The organism is Acinetobacter sp. YH12116 (assembly GCF_013418895.1).
Classification (GTDB): Bacteria; Pseudomonadota; Gammaproteobacteria; order Pseudomonadales; family Moraxellaceae; genus Acinetobacter; species Acinetobacter indicus.
The window spans coordinates 1-19,501 of record NZ_VPBE01000006.1 but is presented as its reverse complement, the minus strand read 5'-3'; the positions used below and the strand labels follow the sequence as shown (position 1 = coordinate 19,501).

The following is a 19,501-nucleotide window of genomic DNA, read 5'->3' as shown; positions in this document are numbered from 1 at the left end:
ATCAGATTAAAACTGAGCCTTCTCTTTATCGATTTAATGCCAGGAACTCTTCTTCTTTTACTTTAGTTTGGAAAAAGGAGTCCTGCCTCGGACCGTTGTGGATGACGTTTCCGCCTATCCAGTGATGGATTTGTTGAGTTATTTTTTTATGAATATTGTCCTTCTTGATCCTCGCCAAACTGAATCTGAACTGTGGTCGATTAGTTCAACGCGGCAGTTAGCGCATTTGCAACAGCATCTGGATATTCAGGTTGGTGATACCCTGAAAGTTGGGATTCGTGAAGGCAAACGGTATCTCACGGAAATTATCGAAATTACAGAAAAAACGGTTCGTCTAAAACCGTTAAAAGAAGAAGCTGTGCCAGCGAAATTGCCAGTGACGCTGATTGTTGCTTTACCACGGCCGAAAGTGCTGCGCCGTTTAATTATGGATGCGGTTACGGTCGGGGTGGAAAAAATTATCCTGATGCATAGCTATCGGGTCGATAAAAGCTACTGGCAGACGCCATTTTTACAGCAGCTGGAGCATTATATTGAGCTGGGGCTGGAGCAGGCTGGCGATACCATTGCACCAAAAGTTGAACTGTACAAACGCTTTAAACCCTTTGTTGAAGATGTTTTACCGGGTCTGATTAGCGCCGACTGTCCCGCCTATGTGGCACATCCCTATGCAGAGATGCGCATGCCTGCCGCGATTCAGCATCCCTGTAGCATTGTGATTGGGCCAGAAGGCGGTTTTATTCCTTATGAGGTCGATCTTTTAATACACAACGGCTGCCAGGCGGTGAGTCTGGGCAACCGGATTATCCGCACGGAAACCGTGATTCCGTATGTGCTGGGACGTTTATTTAGCCTCTGAGCTGTCTGCCACCGATGGATCACCGCGATAGACTTTCACTTCCTGCACCGGGTAAGGAATAGAAATGCCTTGTTCGGCAAAGTTTTGAATGACTTCTTCCTGTATTTTACTGATTGATGCGGCGCTATTGGTTTCACTGGTATTAATCCACCATTGCACGCGTAAATTGATCGAGAAATTGGCCAGCGCATCGACATTAACGCTAAATTCAGGCTGGGTCAGAATGGTCGGGTCACGTTTCAGAATGCACATCACCAGATCTTTGGCTTTCTGGATGTCATCTTCATAACCAATACCGACCACAAATTCGCAGCGGCGGCGTGGAAAGGCAGTATTGACGGTAATGGCGCTGGTATAGACCGTGGCATTGGGAATCACAATGCGGCGACCATCGGCCGAGCGTAAAAAGGTCGCGCGAATCTGGATATCTTCGACCGTACCTTCCAGTCCATTCACCAGAATGCTGTCGCCAATTTTAAAGGGCTCGCTCAGTAAAATCAGTACGCCGGAAAGCAGGTTCTGGAAAATATCCTTAAAGGCAAAGCCAATGGCAACCGAACCAATCCCGAGGGCGCTCATCAGCTGGCTTGGGGTAAAACCAGGAATGGCAATCACCAGACCAATTAAGAAACCGAAGAAGATAATCACCGAACTGCCAACCCGGTTCAGTACCAGCACCAGATTCTGCCGGGTATAACTGCGGTTGGATAAGGTTTTTTTCACAAAAAACTTAAATAACTGTGCAATCAGCCAGAAAATCAGAATCACGCCAAGCGCGATCAGGAAATAGGGCACACGCTCCCAGAAGCCTTCCATGATTTTATCAATAGCAGAATAGGCATCATTGTATTTATGGGTATGTTCAATGACTTTCTGGGTGGTTTTTTCCGTGGCCTGTTGAATCAGCTCGGAAGTTTCTTGGGTGACTTCGCCCAGTTGGGTTTTTTCTTCGGCCACGAATCTGCCAGTCCTCAGCAATAAAATCGTATTTTGCCTGAAATCCGGCCGGATTTTAATAAACATTCTGCAAGCGCGCTGCCGATTTTTGCAAAGTGCACTGCGGTTTTGACTGCAAGCGGGTTGTTTTTATAGATAAAGCTACTGCTTTTATACTGAAAAGTACGGCAAAGACATTGAATCTGCTGGTGTATCTGTGCTTAAAATTAAATCAATCGCTACGACCAAAGCATGATTGTGGTGGAGAAAAAATAAGCGTCATACTGCTGATATGCAGAAATAAAAAATCAAGAATGTGGCATACATCTCGTGATGAGATGAGAGAAGATCAAGGAAGTATAATATGAATGAGATCTATCCTGTACCCGAAGAATTTAAGAAAACTGCGCGTACCAACGAGGCAGAATATTTCGAACGTTATCAGCAATCCATTGAACAACCCGACGAGTTCTGGGCCGAGCAGGCCAAGCGTCTGGACTGGATTAAACCGTTTACCCAGGTCAAAAATACCAATTTTGATCCGGACAATTTCAAGATTGAATGGTTTGCCGATGGCCAGCTCAATGTCAGTGCCAACTGTCTGGACCGGCATTTAAAAGAACATCCTTATAAACCGGCAATTATTTGGGAAGGTGACCATCCTTCACGGCATAAAATTATTTCCTACCGTGAGCTGTACGATGAAACCTGCCGCTTTGCCAATGTGCTGAAGAAAAATGGCGTCACCAAAGGCGACCGCGTAGTGCTGTATATGCCAATGGTGTCCGAGGCTGCCATTGCCATGCTGGCCTGTGCCCGGATTGGCGCGGTGCATTGTGTGGTGTTTGGTGGATTCTCTCCAGATTCGCTGGCCAGCCGGATTGAAGACAGCCAGGCCAAACTGGTGATTACCGCAGATTCGGCCATGCGCGGCGGCAAGCCGATTTATTTAAAGGCCAATGTCGATCAGGCCCTTACTGTGGCCGGTACCGAGTCGGTGCAAAACGTGATTGTGGTCCACCGGACCGGTAACCCGATTGAAATGAAAGCCGGGCGTGACCTGTGGTATCACATGGAAATCATGACGGTCAATGAAATTTGCCCGCCTGAGCCAATGAATGCCGAAGATCCATTATTTATTTTATATACCTCCGGCTCAACCGGTAAGCCGAAAGGGGTGCTGCACACCACTGGTGGTTATCTGACCTATGTCAACAGTACCTTTCGTGAAGTTTTTGATATTAAACAGGATGATGTGTTCTGGTGTACCGCTGATGTCGGCTGGGTGACCGGGCATTCCTATGTGATTTACGGGCCATTATCGAACGGCACCACCACGGTGATGTTTGAAGGGGTACCACAATATCCGACCTGGGCGCGCACCGGACATTTGATTGATAAACACAACGTCACGATTTTATATACCGCACCCACTGCGATTCGCGCCATGATGCGTGAAGGCGACAGCTTTGTACGGGAAAGTGACCGCAGCAGTCTGCGTCTGCTTGGTTCGGTCGGTGAACCGATTAACCCGGAAGCCTGGAATTGGTATTACACTGTGGTCGGTGAAAGCCGCTGCCCAATTGTGGATACCTGGTGGCAAACCGAAACCGGCGGGATTCTGATGTCGCCGCTGCCAGGGGCAACACCACTGAAACCAGGCTCGGCCACGCGTCCGCTGTTTGGGGTACAACCGGCCCTAGTTGATGCTGAAGGCAATGAGCTGGAAGGCGAAGCCGAAGGCAACCTGATTATCAAGGATTCCTGGCCGGGGCAAATGCGCACCATCTGGGGTGATCCGGCTCGCTTTATTGAAGCCTATTTTGCCACTTATCCGGGCAGTTACTTTACCGGAGATGGCGCGCGCCGCGATAAAGATGGCTATTACTGGATTACCGGCCGGGTCGATGATGTCCTGAATATTTCCGGACACCGTCTGGGCACGGCTGAAATTGAAAGTGCGCTGGTGGCACATGATGCAGTGGCTGAAGCCGCGGTGGTAGGCATGCCGCATGATATTAAAGGTCAGGGCATTTGTACCTTTGTTACCTTGCAAGCCGGCGTGACAGAAAGTGATGAGCTGCGTACCGAACTGGTCAACTGGGTCCGGAAAATTCTGGGGCCGGTGGCCACTCCAGATGCGCTGCATTGGGCGCCGGCTTTACCAAAAACCCGTTCCGGTAAAATCATGCGCCGGATCTTGAGAAAAATTGCCGCCAATGAGCTGGATAGTCTGGGCGATACCTCAACCCTGGCAGAACCACAAGTGGTAGATCAGCTGATTGCCACGGTGCAAGCCAGCCGTTAAAAAATAAATATTAAAATACCGCCTCTCGCAGGCGGTATTTTTATGCTGAAAGCCGTGTAGCATAGCTGGACACGATGCGAGCACAACAGCCAGCTCCACCCACGACAAAACCATTGATCAAGGATATGATTTTCAGATGAACCCGACTACGGCCACTGTTTTAGACCCGCTTGAAATTGCCCGGCAACTGGCCCACCAGTTTGCCCAGACCGCTGCTGAACGTGACCGGCAGGGCGGTAATCCCAAAGCGGAGCGTGATCTGATTCGCCGTAGCGGGTTGTTGAGTTTATCAATCCCGACAGAATATGGCGGGCAGGGTGCAACCTGGCCGACCATATTTAAAACGGTCCAGATTTTGGCACAAGCGGACAGCTCCTTGGCGCATGTCTATGCATTTCATCATTTACTGATTGCCACCGTGCAGCTGTTTGCCCAGCCCGCACAATATCAGCACTGGTTACAACAGACAGTTCAGCAGCAGCTGTTCTGGGGCAATGCCCTGAATCCGCTGGATCGGCGTACCACGGTCACACCGGTTTCAGATTCTGAATATCTGTTTCAGGGCGATAAAAGCTTCTGCTCCGGTTCGGTCGATTCAGACATGTTGCTCTGTTCCGGTTATGATGCGACCGGCAGGCTTTTGATTGCGGTGATTCCGAGTACCCGGAGCGGCGTTCATTTTCTGGGTGATTGGCACAATATGGGACAGCGCCAGACCGATAGCGGCACGACCCATTTTGAACAGGTGCGTGTTCATCAACATGAATTGCTGCTGAATCCCGGACCGCTAAGTACGCCTTATGCCAGTTTGCGGCCGCTAATTGCACAACTGATTTTTGTGCATCTGTTTTTGGGTGTGGCCGAAGGGGCATTTGAAACAGCGATTCAGAGCGTGCAAGGTCAAAAAGCCTGGTCCAAATCTCGGGTCGAGCAGGCGGTGGATGACCCGTTTATTCAACGGCATTGCGCCGAGTTTTATCTGCAGCTAGAAAGTGTCCGGCTTTTGGCAGATAAAGCCGTGCAGAGTGTGCAGCAGGCTTGGCGCATCGGACCGGAACTCACGGCTGAACAGCGCGGTGAAGTAGCGGTGGCCATTGCTACGGCCAAAATTGCCTCGACCAATACCTCTTTATATATTACCGAGCAGATGTTTCAGGTAATGGGCGCACGGGCCACCACCGCCCAGCTGAATCTGGACCGTTTCTGGCGCAATGTGCGTACTCAGACCCTGCATGATCCGGTAGATTATAAATATCAGGAACTGGGCGAATGGGTGCTGACTGGCAAAGTGCCAGATCCCAGTTTTTATTCTTAGGACTAAAACCGCTTCATTCTCATTTCATTGAGTCAGATAAAATGAAAAAATCCCTCAAGCCGAGTCTTGAGGGAAAAATAAGGGGCCTGTTGTTGTGTTTATTTGATCCGGCATTGCAGCGATGTTTCGCTGCAAGCTTGCGGACCCAGGCTGCTGCAAGCCTGAATCCGCAGGATCAATGGCCAAGACTACACTCGGAAGAAGGGGATGCCAGCGGGTCAGCAGATTAAGCCACTTGCGGTTTGACCTTGTTCTGATGCAGACGCGATTCTGCTGCATCCAGACTAGGTACTGCAGCAGAAGGTAGTACTTCATCCTGCTCAATCTGTTTATTAATGCCCAGGTTCTGGTTGGCCTGCTGGGTTTTACTTTTCACCACTTCGGCGCGCTGGCCTTTGGCCGGTGCCCATTCCAGAATGGGCAGGGCGCGTGCCACAGCCAACGTAATCCGGTCACGCAGGGCCTCGCTATGGATGGTGTATTCCAGGGTAAAGTCACGGTCTGTGGCATAGACACCAATAGGCAAGGTTTGCGCCTGGAAAAAGCTGAATAACGGACGCAGCTGATGCTCCAGTACCAAGGCATGGCGGTCACTACCCCCCGATGCCGCCAGTAATACCGGTACATCTACCAGCGCAGTCTGTTCGACAAAATCAAAGAAATGTTTGAATAGACCGGTAAAGGAGGCGCGATATACCGGTGTACCGACAATTAACGCATCCGCCGCTTCAACGGCAGCCAGATCATCCTGCACGCGCTGTGGCAACTGCTTGCGGTAAATGGCGCCGCCCAGCAAAGGGGCAATTTCACTGAATTTAATAAAATGCACCTGAATCGGGGTGGCTTCGCCCAGTTCATCAATAATGGCTTGTACCAAAGCTTCGGTTTTAGACGGATGATTTAAGCCGCCCGATACTGCGACAATATTGAGTGGTTTGGTTGAATTGAAAACAGACATAGGCTTACCTGAATTGTGGTTGATCTCGGAATGTCTGTTATTAATCAATAGTTGAATTACCCTGTAAAATAAGCAAATACAGAAAAGTTATCTGTTTTTCAGATAACTTTAAAATGAGCAATTAATAACTAAATTTAATGAAATAAATAATTGAAATTTATACTTATATGCGACTCAGATAAGCATCTGAATCAGGCTGATAAATGTTATATCAAAATCAGATTTCCTATCTCAGATTTAAGAAAATGTAAGAAAATATGAATAATCGGACAAAAAATCTCGTTTAAGCCAAAAATAGTTCACTCTTGCATATCCTTAACCGCATTTGTATGGGTAGAATAGGAGCCATTGTGCACAAGATCTCTCACGTCACTTATGAATATTTTAATCGTTGATGATCATCCGCTGTTTCGTCATGCTTTAATTCAGGCTGTACGCTATAGCTTACCGCAAGCTCAAATTCATGAAACTGCTGCAGTCAATGAATTCTATGAACGTTTAGAAAAAGGACCTGAACCTGATCTTGTTCTCCTCGATTTAAACTTGCCAGGCGCTTCGGGTTTCTCGGCGCTGGTGCATGTGCGTGCACAATATCCTTCAATTCCGATTATTGTGGTGTCGGCACATGAAGAAGTGTCGATTATCCAGCGTGCCATTGCGCATGGTGCCATGGGTTATATTCCAAAATCTGCCCACCCAAGCCATATTGGCGAAGCGATTCGTCAGGTGCTGGAAGGCGAAATCTGGTTACCGCCAAACCTGCCGGCCAATGTCAATTTTGACCCGCGTGCTGCCGATGAAACTGCACTGGCAGAGCGGATTCAGTCCTTAACGCCGCAGCAGTTCCGTGTGTTGATGATGGTGGCTGAAGGTTTGCTGAATAAACAGATTGCCTATGAACTGGATGTTTCTGAAGCGACCATTAAGGCACACGTGACGGCGATTTTCCGTAAACTGGGCGTACAAAACCGTACCCAGGCGGTATTGGCGATTAATGCGCTGAATATTGAAGAAAAGAAAATCTAAATATTGAAAAATATATAAAAAGGACATCAAATGATGTCCTTTTTGTTTTGCAGATCGGCTAAGGCTTAAGCCAGACAATCCTGTTTCGGTGTGGCATCGGTACAGAACAGCGGATTCAAAGCGCATTGCAATTCATCAATCTGTTCCTGAGTCACATAGTCCTGAGATTTTAAGTAGTCGGCAATACGGTCATCGCGCAGGCTTAAAAATGCCGGATCATAGACGCCTAAATCGACAAATAGCGCGGCAGTTTCCAGACTGTTAAAACGGTCCAAATAGACATCATTGCCATACATCAGGAAGATATGATCTTCATGGGAATGAATATCCACACCTAAACGCTGTGCCAGTTCATGCGGCGGGGTTTTGATAAACAGTAAATCGGACAGTTCATCAAACTGGCTGGTATCGAGTTCGGTTTTATCGGTTTTGACTTTGCCGAGCCAGGCTTTAAATACCAGGACCGCACCACCGCGCAGCAGCATGCTCCAGATCTGGTGACGGGTGGTGGCACCAAGACAGTCACATTCAGTTTCCAGCGAACGCAGCAGTTTCTGTTCCTGTTCAGACAGTTTTTCAAACAGGCCCAGTCCTTGTGGTTTATAGGCTGCCGGACTAAATACATCAAAATGCAGTTCATCAAAGACCTGTAAGGCCAGCGGTACAGCGGTTTGATAAATGGTATTCAGGGCTTCAATATGCGCATGTTCTAATTTGCTGTGCTGAAACAGAGTTTTCCAGTCGATGGCCGGCAACAGGGCATTGGCGCCATACTGACGGTGAAACTGTTGGTTCTGCTCATGACCTTGCTGTACTGCGCTTGAAAGACTCATCAAAAAACTCCTCTAGGCTGGATGATGATCAGCTCCGGACAGGACGTTCAGGGGCTCATCTCCAGACTAAACACTGATCTTTTCTTTTTAATGTCTTTTTTATGCGCGTATTGCTACATATCAGATATACGACTAAAGTCTAATGTGTATTTTTTAATCAAAAAATAATTTTAAAAATCATAAGATTAAAATTTTGTAACTAGGTATACAGCTGTACACTGAGATTTTTGGTAGCCTTTGCCATAGTAAATAATTCAATGGAATTTTCTGCCAATGGCTGTCAGGCAGATAGCGCCGGTTTTGAGCAGTTTTGCCTAGCAGGCTGCAATAAATCGCCATTTTCAGGTTAAAAATAAAAAACCTCTTTGCTATCGAAGCCGCAGAGAGGTTTCAAAATATGTCAGCCTAAGCTGAAATTTTCAGACCGGATAACCAGGCTCGCAAGGAAGCTGGTTTTAGCGGTTTTTTCAGCAATACAATATTCAGCTCCTTCAGACGTTGCGGTAATTCGGGATCTGAATCGGCGGTAATTAATGCCACCGGTACATTTTCCTGACGGTTGGCCAGAATAAAGTCCAGACCGACTTTATTGTTATTCAAATGCTGATCGACCAGCCAGACCTGAATATTCTCCTGCTGGATAATCTCCAGGGCCTGTTCCGGTTCGGTGGCTTTAAAGACCTGATAGCCCCATTTGCCCAATAAGGTCGCCATGCCTTCTAAAATGGTTTCATCATTATCCAGACACAGAATTTTATAGGCCTTGGTTTTCAGCGGTACGGCCTGAACCGGTGCAGCCACGGCTTTAGGTGCATCCACCACCGGTACTTCAATCATGAAGCAGGAGCCCTGTCCGAGAGTGGAATAGACATAGACCGGATAATCCAGCAGGCTGGTCATACGCTGCACAATGGCCAGACCGAGGCCCAGACCCTGTTCACCCCACGGCGAGGTATGGCCGCAACGTTCAAATTCCTGGAACAGTTTAATGCGCTGTTCTTCGGCAATGCCGGGACCGGTATCCCAGACCCCGATGCGGATATGCTGCGGACGCTGTGCAGAACGTAATACCCCGACCACGACTTTGCCTTTGGCGGTATAACGCAGTGCATTGCTGACAAAGTTTTGGATAATCCGGCGAATCCATTGCGGATCGGTGTCAATCCAGAACTGGGCATCATGCACGGCAAACTGGATGCCCCGCTGCGCGGCAATGGATTTAAATTGCAGTTCCAGATCACTGAGCAAGTCATGCAGTGGATAAGGCTGACGTTTCGGCTGAATGGTGCCGCCTTCTAAACGGGCAATATCCAGCAGCGCAGACAGCATACTTTCAGCGCCATGCAGGGCACGATCCAGTTGCTGCAAGGTTTTACGGTCATCATCCGACTGGATGCTTTGCTCCAGCGCGGTACTGAACAGACGGGCTGCGTGCATCGGCTGTAATAGGTCATGACTGGCCGCGGCAATAAAGCGGCTCTTGGACATATTGGCCTTGTCGGCCTGTTCGCGCGCCAGCTGCTGTTCGGCCAGGGCATCGGCCAATTGCTGGGTACGATCCTGCACGCGTGCTTCAAGGACCGCTTCATTTTCACGGAAGGCGGTAATATCGGCAAAGGTGGTCACGAAGCCACCGCCTTCAATCGGATTACCGCGCATTTGAATCACGCGGCCATCTTTACGGATACGTTCAAACTCATGCGCACTGCCGACTTTCATCCAGTGAATCCGTTTACGCACGTGTTCTTCCACCGAGCCCGGGCCACATTCGCCGCGCTCGGCGTTATAGCGGATCAGGTCGGCAATTGGACAGCCGACATAGACAATATCTTTTGGATAATCAAACAGTTTTAGATATTGATTGTTCCAAGCCACCAGACACATATTTTCATCGACCACGCTCACCCCCTGGGTCATGTGGTCGATCATGGTCATGATCAGATTCTGATTAAAGCGCTGCCATTGGGAGGCCTGGTCAAGAATATTGGCGACCTGACCCAGTGCCAGACCATTGTTGACCATCGCCGTGGTGAGCAGGGTTCGCGCCGATGCCGCGCCAATGGTGCCGGCCAGGTACTGTTCGGTAAAACGCCACCACATGCCGTTGGCATTGCTGTTTTCATTCAGCACCACATTATTCTGTTCACTGAACTGCCGGAAGGCCTGCATGGTTGGCTCATCGCCGGTAATGCGTTTGGCCAGCGTAATCAGGTCACCGACTTTTAAACGCGCCACATCCTGATGCGAATAGCTGACTTCATTGCTGGTGGTGTGCGATGGCAGCGGCTTGGTTTCATAGTAGAAGAAACTTTCAGCCTGAATCTGTTCAGCCACACTCGGGCGGAACATGCGCGATACCCAGACATACAGCAATAGGTTCAGACCAAGTGACCAGACCACACCATGTGTCAGCGGTGCAAATGATTCAAAACCTAACAGCGCTTCCGGACGTAAGCCATTAATGCCAAATGGACCGACGGTTAAATAGTACTGGGTAATCGCTGAGAACTGCTCTGGCAGACTGCGTAAAACTGTTGGCCAGAGCAGGGTATAGGCCCACATGATAAAACCGACAATCAGGCCGGCATAAACACCCTGTTTACTGCCGCCGCGCCAGTACAGCCCGCCAATCAGGGCCGGGGAGAACTGCGCTACCGCACTAAAGGCCAGTAAACCGAAGACCGAAAGCTGGTCAATATCATTAAAGAAATGGAAGAACAGGAAGCCGAGCAGCATCACCGCCAGAATACAGATGCGGCGGGTGAATTTCAGCACCAGTGGCAACCGTTTGTCATGACGCGAAATCAGGCCCGAGCGCCACAGCGCCGGCATGATCAGGTCATTACTGAGCATGATCGACAGCGCCACTGAAGATACCAGCAACATCCCGGTTGAAGCCGAAAAACCACCCAGGAAGGCCAGTAAGGTCAGCCATTCCTGATTATAGCTGAGCGGTAAGGACAGCACCGCGACATCCGGAATCATCAGATATTGCGGCGCGGCATGTAAGGCCCAGCTGGCAATTGGAATAATCGCGATGGTGGTTAAAATCAGATAAACGGCAAACCAGCGCCGTGCCCCGCGAATATGTTTTTCATCGCGTAATTCGACCACCGCCACGTGGAACTGGCGTGGCAAGCAGATAATCGCCAGTGCGGCCAGCAGGGTTTGCACCCAGAAAGTTTCCGGTACGCCTAACAGCTGCACTTCATGGAAGGTCTGGGCCACATCATTGCTGATCTGCTTCAGGTTATCGGCCGATTCAAAGACAAAGAAACCGGCCACACAGAGCAGGGCAAACAGCTTGACGAAAGATTCAAACGCCACCGCCAGCATTAAACCGCCGTGCTGTTCGGTGTTGGCAATTTGCCGGGTGCCAAACAGCATCGCCAGAATTGCCAGCAGCGCGGTTAAAAACAGTACACCATTGGTGGTACTTTCGACATGGGTGGTCTGATCCAGAATTACGGCAGCACTTAAGGCAATTGCGCGTAACTGCAGGGCCAGATAGGGAATAATCGCAATGACTGCCAGAATGGTCACCAGCGAGGCCAGGGCACCACTTTTGCCATATCGCGCTGCCACGAAGTCGGCAATCGAGGAAATGGCATGATGTTGCCGGACCCGACCCAAACGGCGCCAGATGTCATAGCCAACCGCCACGAACAAGAGCGGCCCTAAATAGATCGGCAGGAAGATAATGCCTTCACGCACCGCTGCACCAGTGGCCCCGTAAAAGGTCCAGGATGAACAGTAGACGCCCAAGGTCAGACTGAACAGCAGCATACGACCGCGCGTACTGAGGCGGCTCGCATGTTTTTCACCAAAAAATGCACAAATAAAAAGTAATGCAATATAAAGGGCTAACACCCCGATAATCAGCCAGCTGTTCATAATACCCGCGGTGTATTTATCTCGCGTTATAATACTCTATTCGTGAACGCATCAGTTTGAATTGCTCAAAATTTAACGACCAAAGTCTAAATTACAAGCACCCTACAAACTTGTTAGTTTTCATCATGAATATAATTCAAATTAAAAATTACGCCTAAGGCTGGGCGTTTCAAGGAGTAAAACTATGGATGAGGCTCAAGTAGATCGAATTCTACACAATCCAAAATTCAAAGAAATGGTTGCAAAAAAGCGTAATCTTAGCTGGACGCTTACCGCAATCATGTTAATCGTTTATGTCGGCTTCATGTTGTTAGTTGGCTATAACAAAGAGTTTCTATTATCTTCCATTTCTGGTGGCGTGACGACCTGGGGTATTCCACTGGGTCTGGGCATCATCGTGTTATCTTTCATTTTGTGTGCAGTGTATTCCTATATTGCGAATAACAAGCTGGATCAACTGAATGAAGAAGCAATGCGTGAAGTAGAAGCAATTGCACAACAAAAAGGACAAGACTAAGATGAAATGGACTTCATTGAAGGCGCAAGCTGCTGCAGCTTCAGCGTTGATGATGTCAGGTATGGCTTTTGCCGCACCTGATCTGGGCGCAGCAGAACAACAAGCCACCAACTGGCCTGCAATTATCATGTTCCTGATCTTTGTGGGTGCGACCCTGTTCATTACCAAATGGGCGGCGAAACAAACCACCAATACCAAAGACTTCTATACTGCCGGTGGTGGTATTTCAGGTTTCCAAAACGGTCTGGCTATTGCCGGTGACTATATGTCGGCTGCGTCTTTCCTGGGTATTTCCGCCATGGTGTTTATGTCAGGCTTCGACGGCTTGCTGTACTCACTGGGCTTCATGGTGGGCTGGCCAATCGTATTGTTCCTGATTGCAGAACGTTTACGTAACCTGGGTAAATACAACCTGTCTGACGTAGTTTCCTTCCGTTTATCAGAAAAACCGGTACGTACCCTAGCAGCATTCAGCTCGCTAGTCGTTGTCGCGTTCTATCTGATTGCACAGATGGTGGGTGCAGGTCAGCTGATCAAACTGCTGTTCGGTCTGAACTATAACATCGCGGTTGTGCTGGTTGGCTTATTGATGATGGCTTATGTCATGTTCGGCGGCATGCTGGCAACGACCTGGGTACAGATCATTAAAGCGGTACTGTTACTGTCTGGTGCAACCTTCATGGCCTTCATGGTAATGAAAGGCGTGGGCTTCAGCTTCACCAACATGTTTGAACAATCAATTCAGGTGTTCTCGAAGGTACATGACCTGAGCCTGGCTGATGCAGCCAATATCATGGGTCCAGGTAGCCTGGCATCTAACCCGATTGATGCGATCTCACTGGGTCTGGCATTAATGTTCGGTACTGCAGGTTTGCCACACATCCTGATGCGTTTCTTCACGGTAAAAGATGCCAAAGAAGCACGTAAATCTGTTGTGGTTGCAACCGGCTTTATTGGTTACTTCTACCTGTTAACCTTCATCATTGGTTTCGGTGCGATCCTGTATGTGGCCAACAACCCGCAATTCCTGGATGTTGCGAAAATGGCAGTTACTGGCAAGTTAGAACTTGTTGGTGGTAACAACATGGCTGCGGTGCACTTGTCTGATGCAGTTGGTGGCGACTTGTTCATGGGCTTCATTTCAGCAGTAGCATTCGCAACAATTCTTGCGGTAGTTGCTGGTTTGACATTGTCTGGTGCTTCAGCAATCTCACACGACTTGTATGCTAACGTATTCAAGAAAGGTCAAACGACTCCTGAATCTGAGCTTCGCATGTCTAAAATTGCAACTTTAGGTTTAGCGATCTTCGCTATGATTCTGGGTATTCTGTTCGAGAAACAAAACGTTGCGTTCATGGTCGGTTTAGCATTCTCTGTAGCAGCATGTGCAAACTTCCCAGTACTTGTACTATCTATGTTCTGGAAAGGCTTAACGACTCGCGGTGCAGTGATTGGTGGGGTAGCAGGCTTAGTTGCAGCAGTCACCTTGATTGTATTGTCTAAAGCAGTTTGGGTAGATACGCTTCAAATTTCTGACACACCAATCAACCCATTCAATGGTCCTGCGATCTTTGCAATGCCACTTTCATTCTTCTGCTGCTGGTTGTTCTCTATCACTGACAACTCTGCGCAAGCACAAGCTGAACGTAAAGCATTCGATGCACAGTTTGTCCGCTCACAAACCGGTATTGGTATCTCAGGTGCATCTGATCACTAAGATGAGCAGATATGCCTAAAAAAAGCCCCGCAAGGGGCTTTTTTATGGCTGCGGTTTTTGCTTGCTGGCCCAGTAGGCCTGTAGTTTGCGATATAGCGCTGATTCTTTTTCAAACCAGGTGGCTTTGGCATTCAGTAACAGCTTGGCGACCAGGTAGGCACCCGTGACCTGACCGACCACCGGTAGACCCAACAGCAGACCAATAAAGGCAATTTTACTGACCTTGATGCCAGATACTTTGGCCGCCATCCATTTAAATTCTGACCAGCTGATTTCCTGCTGCTGATAGTGCCGGAACAGTTCATAAATCGCCAGTGAAACACTGGCCACGGAGATGGCCGGAAAGTAGTCCCAGAAGTGTTCATCATTCGGGTCTTTGGCGGTAACAATTACATCAATCGCATCTTCCACGCTCTGGGTCAGCTCTTTGGTGCTGAGACCAGAACTTTCCAGACCCAACTGTGTCGCGATTTCTTCAGTGGCAAGCAACATTTCTTCAGGAGGGGCAGCAATCCAGTCTTTGCCGGTGCCAGTACCTTCGATGGCTTTTAGTTGCAGTTGCCAGCTTTCGCCGCTGTGCTGATCGGCCAGAAGCACATCAAAATCGGTATGGTCGTGCTGGTCCAGATACGCGGCATATAGACTGTCGCCATCTTCATGGTCCAGCCGTACAAACTCCATATCATGCAACATGCCTTTAACCGTCGATACCAGCCCGACAATCTGCTGCTCATCAAAACCCTGTAAATAAGCCTGAATATCTTCCAGAGGGGCGTTTGCCAGTTCAGCATGGCTGCGTCTTAATGCAGCCAGTACCGCCTGATCCGCTTCAGTCAGTTGCGGCGTGCGCGCGTTCCAGGCCAGTTTGGCCAATACGGTGGTGATGGCCAGCGCATCAAAATTTTTACGGAGATAGTGAATCGGAGAGGACGATCGGGTCATGGCTTAATCCTCTGGCTGTTGCAGCTGCTCTGCCTGAGCCTGTCCCTGTTTTTTACCTTGCTGGAACGCCTGTTTCCATACCGCTTTAATGCGTTCCTCACTGAGTTTTTCATTACGGGCTTTATGGGAAAAATACAGATCAGCCACTTTCATAATCGCAAAAGTCAGGCCGTAGACCAGTGGAATGGTCAGCAGGCCGCCAAAGCCAAAGGTCACGGTTTTCCAGACCCCCAGTGCAATCTGCTGCGCGGCGATGCCCAAACCCACCAGCCCGATCAGTTCCTTGACCCAGTCCAGCGCTTCATTGTCGGTCAGTTTAATACCGTGAATGGCAGCAATCCGGCTGGCAAAGTAGCCTTGTAAGGGTGTCAGAATCAGAATATCGGCAAAAGGCAGGGGCTGAATGGCGACACCGGCACAGGTGGCACAGGCCAGATGGGTGATTTTGGCAATTTTTTTATCCTGAGAAAGGTCATCCCGGAATTCAATCTGGGTGATTTCTTGACGTACTTTTTCTGTAATTTTCATACAAAGGAGTGATCTGTCTGCGCTTTTAAGCATGCTATGGTAATCAGAACAAAAAAGAAAGTGATGTCCGCATTACACCAAGATACCCAGGATGTGCCCATGCAAGCATTCATTGATTTATGGAAAGGATTCCGGCTGTTGCCTTCGGCCTGGCTGCTGTTAATGCAGTTTTTTATTCTCGTGTTGTCGCTGCTCAGTCATCATGCCACCTATCGCGTGCTGATCTGGATGCTGGGCGTGGTGGTATTGCTGTTAATTGCCAAAGTCATTCGTCAGACCCCAATGTTTACTTTTTTAGGGCTGAGCTTTGTCACGGGCGCCTTGTTCTTTTCTCTGCTGATTGTGCTGGGGGTTAACAACCCGACCGTGCTGGTGATTAGTCATGCCTTTGAAGCCGCGGCCTATTTAAGTGCGGCCTATGGCTTGCTGCGTTATATGTTTGAAGACCGTTATCTAACCCGCGATGAACTGTTTGCCGCCGGCGCGGTATTCACCTTAATTGCCTGGGCGTTTGCCTTTGTTTATAACATTTGCCAGATTCTCGATCCTTCCAGTTTTTATCATCCGACCCAACCAGATTTGCAAAGCTGGCTGGATCTACTGTTTCTGAGTTTCAGTCTGCAGTCTGCCACCGGCCTGTCTGACCTGATGCCGATTGGTCCGGCAGTACGGGTGATTGCCATGCTGCAAATGTTTTGCGGGGTGATGTATCTGGCCTTAATTGTTTCCCGGCTGATTGCCTTGCAATACATTCGTCATTTGCCCAGAAACAAAGATTAATCATCGGCTTGGGCTATTTTGTTACAGCAGTTCAATAGTGTTTCTGCTGCAAGAGGACTAAGCTGTGCGCGAGTTTAAGCTCACGACACTCATCTTTTGTTCACCTTTGCGGTGAATGCTGCCCGGACCTGAAGCGTCTGTCTATCATCTTTAAAAATAAAATGGGGGAGTTATGCCTTCCGAAAAATTGCCCTGGTGGGGCAATATCAATCCGAATGTATTTATCAGTACGGTCGCGGTTATTGCGATTTTTCTGGCGGTGGTGCTGCTGGCGCCCAATAGTTTTGAACTGCTGACCCAGCGCATGAACCAGTGGATTACCGATTCTTTTAGCTGGTTCTATGTGCTGTCGGTGGCGGTGTTTCTGATTCTGCTGATTTATATAGCACTGTCCGATATGGGTAAAATCAAGCTTGGTCCGGACCATAGCCAGCCGGAATATCATCAGGGTTCCTGGTTTGCAATGTTGTTTACCGCCGGGATGGGCATTGGCCTGATGTTCTTTGGCGTGGCTGAACCGGTGATGCACTATGTTTCACCACCGGTCGGTGAGCCGGCCACCATCCAGGCAGCGCAGCAGGCGATGCGTATTTCTTTTTTCCACTGGGGCATTCATGCCTGGGCCATCTATGCGCTGGTTGGGCTGGCGCTGGCTTATTTTGCTTACCGGCACAATCTGCCACTGAAAGTCCGTTCGGCCCTGTATCCGCTGATTGGCTCAAAAATTTACGGCCCGCTCGGAGATGGGATTGATACCTTTGCCACGCTCGGCACTGTCTTCGGAATTGCCACCACTTTAGGTTTTGGTGTGACTCAGATCAATTCGGGGCTGAATTATTTATTCGGGATTGAACAAAGTGCCAGTACCCAGATGATCCTGATTATTGTGGTCAGCAGCATGGCGTCTTTATCGGTGTTTTTTGGTCTGGACAAAGGTATTAAACGGCTGTCAGAGCTGAATCTGGTGCTGGCGGTGGTGCTGCTGTTATTTGTATTTATAACGGGGCCGAGTATCTATTTACTACAAACCACCATTCAGAATATTGGTCAGTATGCCTCGAATCTGTTTCATATGACCTTCAATTTATATGCCTATCAACCGAGTGGCTGGATTGGGGGCTGGACCATCATGTACTGGGCCTGGTGGATTTCCTGGTCGCCATTTGTGGGACTGTTTATTGCCCGGGTGTCCAAAGGACGCAGTATCCGTGAATTTATTGTGGGAGTAATGCTGATTCCAACCGGTTTTACTTTGGTCTGGATGGGTTTTATGGGCAATGCCGCGCTGAATAGCATTTTGCATGAGGCGAACCTGCAACTGATGACCGCGGTACAGCAGGATTCCTCGGTGGCCCTGTTTGAGTTTTTAAGTAATCTGCCTTTTGCTTCCATCATGAGTCTGCTGGCGACCCTGCTGGTGATGCTGTTTTTTGTTACTTCGGCAGATTCAGGTGCACTGGTCACAGATTTTCTCACTGCAAAAACGGAACATTCTCCGGTCTGGCAACGGCTGTTCTGGACCGTATTGATGGCGGTGCTGGCGATTATCCTGCTATTGGCCGGTGGCCTGAGTGCGCTCCAGTCGGCCACCATTATGAGTGCCTTGCCATTTACCCTCATTCTGCTGCTGATGTGCTGGGGCCTGCTCAAAGCCCTACGGCTAGATGTCACCAAAATGAATGCCTTGCAGGAAGCGCGGATTACGCCGCGCGCCATTCATAATCCACGCAGCTGGCAACAGCGTCTGGGGCTGATCATGCATTATCCGCATAGCCAGGCTGAGGTAGAACAGTATATTCAGGTTCAGGTACAGCAGGCTTTTGAGAATATTCAAAAGGAATTCCAGAAGCGGCATCTGACTGTGTCGATTGATTCGCTGGAAGATGGCCTGCGTTTAAAGGTCGATCATCAGCATGAGATTAACTTTATTTATCAGGTGGTGTCCCGTGAAACTGTGCCGCCGAGCTTTATGCCAGAAGTCACGGCCGATGCGCCGTTTTATCAGGCTGAGGTATTTTTAAGAGAGGGCGGGCAGAACTACGATGTGATGGACTGGACCCAGGAAGATTTACTGCAGGATATCCTAGATCAATATGAACGGCATTTATATTTCCTGAGTATTGTACGTAGTCCGGAATAATCATTTCTTTTAAACAAAAAAAGACGCTCATAGAGTAATGCCAGTCAGTTAAGAGATTGACTGGCTTTTTCTTGGGTATTTTTGAGGTTTTCCTTTTACAACTCTTGGGTAACTCCTCATCCTTCTCTCAGGTATAACATACCGATTAGATTTCTCCATTAAACTTTCCAGATGTTTGGGTAGATTACCTGCAGAAGCCAAAGAGTCGAATCTGAGTAAATTAAGAAGGGCAATAGATGCAATATGAAAACTGATCCTCAACGGGCTTACTTTGGCACGTTGAGCCATATATTTCATTTGTCTTCTTAGAACATTATAAGCAATCAAGACACCCCATAATTCTTGATAAATTAAGTCTGGCTGTTTGCTCCTTAAGTGCTTACCTTCCTGTAAATTGCTTTTAATTTCTCGGTAACACATCTCTATCTCCCAACGTTGAGCATATAACTTTGCTAAAGTTCGAGCTGGATATGTCTTTGAATCTAATAATGAAGTGATATAACGGCGGATTTTTCCTGCCTGCTCAACTTCAATTAAACGTGCTTCCCAGTAATCTCCTAATGCTGGATTAAGTTTTTTGGCTCTTGCTGATATTGGCATCCTGATATGAAAATCATGTGGGGAATTCCGTTTAATTATGTCATAACGTAAATTATCTTTAGCTCGCATAAGCCAATGGCTTGATTCTCCACGTGTTTGCCAGCCTATTAAAAAATCAGCAGAGAAATAAGCTCGATCAAACAAAGTA

16 protein-coding genes are annotated in these 19,501 nt (G+C 48.5%); 9 read left to right on the top strand and 7 right to left on the bottom strand.

Going from position 1 to position 19,501, the window contains the following annotated elements; all coding sequences use genetic code 11:
- Positions 1 to 148: 148 nt before the first annotated feature.
- On the top strand, positions 149 to 859 hold the full coding sequence (locus FTU54_RS05605) for a 16S rRNA (uracil(1498)-N(3))-methyltransferase (protein WP_168398218.1): 711 nt from the start codon (positions 149 to 151) through the stop codon (positions 857 to 859).
- Here FTU54_RS05605 and FTU54_RS05600 read toward each other — a convergent pair.
- Positions 845 to 1,816, bottom strand: coding sequence for a mechanosensitive ion channel family protein (locus FTU54_RS05600; protein WP_180074538.1), 972 nt, complete (start codon positions 1,814 to 1,816; stop codon positions 845 to 847). The genes FTU54_RS05605 and FTU54_RS05600 overlap by 15 nt on opposite strands.
- A gap of 343 nt (positions 1,817 to 2,159) precedes the next feature.
- On the opposite strand from FTU54_RS05600, the gene acs reads away from it, so the two are divergent.
- The 3 genes from acs (at position 2,160) to FTU54_RS05585 (ending at position 5,648) form a co-directional block, all read left to right on the top strand.
- A complete protein-coding gene (acs, locus tag FTU54_RS05595) occupies positions 2,160 to 4,103 on the top strand; it encodes an acetate--CoA ligase (protein WP_005180764.1) in 1,944 nt (647 codons plus the stop codon).
- A gap of 136 nt (positions 4,104 to 4,239) precedes the next feature.
- Complete coding sequence (locus FTU54_RS05590; RefSeq protein WP_168369925.1) at positions 4,240 to 5,418, top strand: acyl-CoA dehydrogenase family protein; 1,179 nt, start codon at positions 4,240 to 4,242, stop codon at positions 5,416 to 5,418.
- Entirely contained in the window at positions 5,373 to 5,648 is a 276-nt protein-coding gene (locus FTU54_RS05585) for a hypothetical protein (RefSeq protein ID WP_005180759.1), read from the top strand. The genes FTU54_RS05590 and FTU54_RS05585 overlap by 46 nt, the downstream gene beginning before the upstream one ends.
- On the opposite strand, the gene msuE is transcribed toward FTU54_RS05585, so the two are convergent.
- Positions 5,645 to 6,376, bottom strand: a complete 732-nt coding sequence (gene msuE, locus FTU54_RS05580; RefSeq protein WP_005180758.1) for an FMN reductase — start codon at positions 6,374 to 6,376, stop codon at positions 5,645 to 5,647. The two genes, FTU54_RS05585 and msuE, sit on opposite strands and share 4 nt — an antisense overlap.
- Positions 6,377 to 6,751: 375 nt before the next feature.
- Between msuE and FTU54_RS05575 the strand changes: the two genes are divergently transcribed.
- The gene (locus tag FTU54_RS05575; RefSeq protein WP_005180757.1) at positions 6,752 to 7,402 is read left to right on the top strand and encodes a response regulator transcription factor; all 651 of its coding nucleotides are present in this window, start codon (positions 6,752 to 6,754) and stop codon (positions 7,400 to 7,402) included.
- A gap of 65 nt (positions 7,403 to 7,467) precedes the next feature.
- On the opposite strand, the gene FTU54_RS05570 is transcribed toward FTU54_RS05575, so the two are convergent.
- Both FTU54_RS05570 and FTU54_RS05565 read right to left on the bottom strand, forming a co-directional pair.
- Positions 7,468 to 8,235 carry a hypothetical protein gene (locus FTU54_RS05570; protein WP_005180752.1) on the bottom strand — a complete coding sequence of 256 codons (768 nt, stop codon included), beginning with the start codon at positions 8,233 to 8,235 and terminating at the stop codon, positions 7,468 to 7,470.
- A 405-nt stretch (positions 8,236 to 8,640) separates the two neighbouring features.
- A complete protein-coding gene (locus FTU54_RS05565; protein WP_104483890.1) occupies positions 8,641 to 12,129 on the bottom strand; it encodes a PAS domain-containing hybrid sensor histidine kinase/response regulator in 3,489 nt (1,162 codons plus the stop codon).
- 184 nt (positions 12,130 to 12,313) lie between these two features.
- Here FTU54_RS05565 and FTU54_RS05560 point away from each other — a divergent pair, with 184 nt between their 5' ends.
- Both FTU54_RS05560 and FTU54_RS05555 read left to right on the top strand, forming a co-directional pair.
- On the top strand, positions 12,314 to 12,646 hold the full coding sequence (locus FTU54_RS05560; protein ID WP_005180745.1) for a DUF485 domain-containing protein: 333 nt from the start codon (positions 12,314 to 12,316) through the stop codon (positions 12,644 to 12,646).
- 1 nt (position 12,647) lies between these two features.
- The gene (locus tag FTU54_RS05555; protein WP_005180743.1) at positions 12,648 to 14,363 is read left to right on the top strand and encodes a cation acetate symporter; all 1,716 of its coding nucleotides are present in this window, start codon (positions 12,648 to 12,650) and stop codon (positions 14,361 to 14,363) included.
- A gap of 42 nt (positions 14,364 to 14,405) precedes the next feature.
- Here FTU54_RS05555 and FTU54_RS05550 read toward each other — a convergent pair whose 3' ends face one another.
- Positions 14,406 to 15,305: a hypothetical protein gene (locus FTU54_RS05550; RefSeq protein ID WP_180074537.1), complete on the bottom strand. Its 900-nt coding sequence runs from the start codon at positions 15,303 to 15,305 to the stop codon at positions 14,406 to 14,408.
- A gap of 3 nt (positions 15,306 to 15,308) precedes the next feature.
- Positions 15,309 to 15,833 carry a DUF697 domain-containing protein gene (locus FTU54_RS05545; RefSeq protein WP_005180740.1) on the bottom strand — a complete coding sequence of 175 codons (525 nt, stop codon included), beginning with the start codon at positions 15,831 to 15,833 and terminating at the stop codon, positions 15,309 to 15,311.
- Between the two features lie 99 nt (positions 15,834 to 15,932).
- Between FTU54_RS05545 and FTU54_RS05540 the strand changes: the two genes are divergently transcribed.
- A complete protein-coding gene (locus FTU54_RS05540) occupies positions 15,933 to 16,613 on the top strand; it encodes an ion channel (RefSeq protein ID WP_005180739.1) in 681 nt (226 codons plus the stop codon).
- 172 nt (positions 16,614 to 16,785) lie between these two features.
- Positions 16,786 to 18,753, top strand: a complete 1,968-nt coding sequence (locus tag FTU54_RS05535) for a choline BCCT transporter BetT (protein ID WP_127801064.1) — start codon at positions 16,786 to 16,788, stop codon at positions 18,751 to 18,753.
- A 48-nt stretch (positions 18,754 to 18,801) separates the two neighbouring features.
- On the opposite strand, the gene FTU54_RS05530 is transcribed toward FTU54_RS05535, so the two are convergent.
- A partial coding sequence (locus FTU54_RS05530; protein ID WP_180074536.1) for an IS4 family transposase occupies positions 18,802 to 19,501 on the bottom strand: 700 nt, incomplete at its 5' end.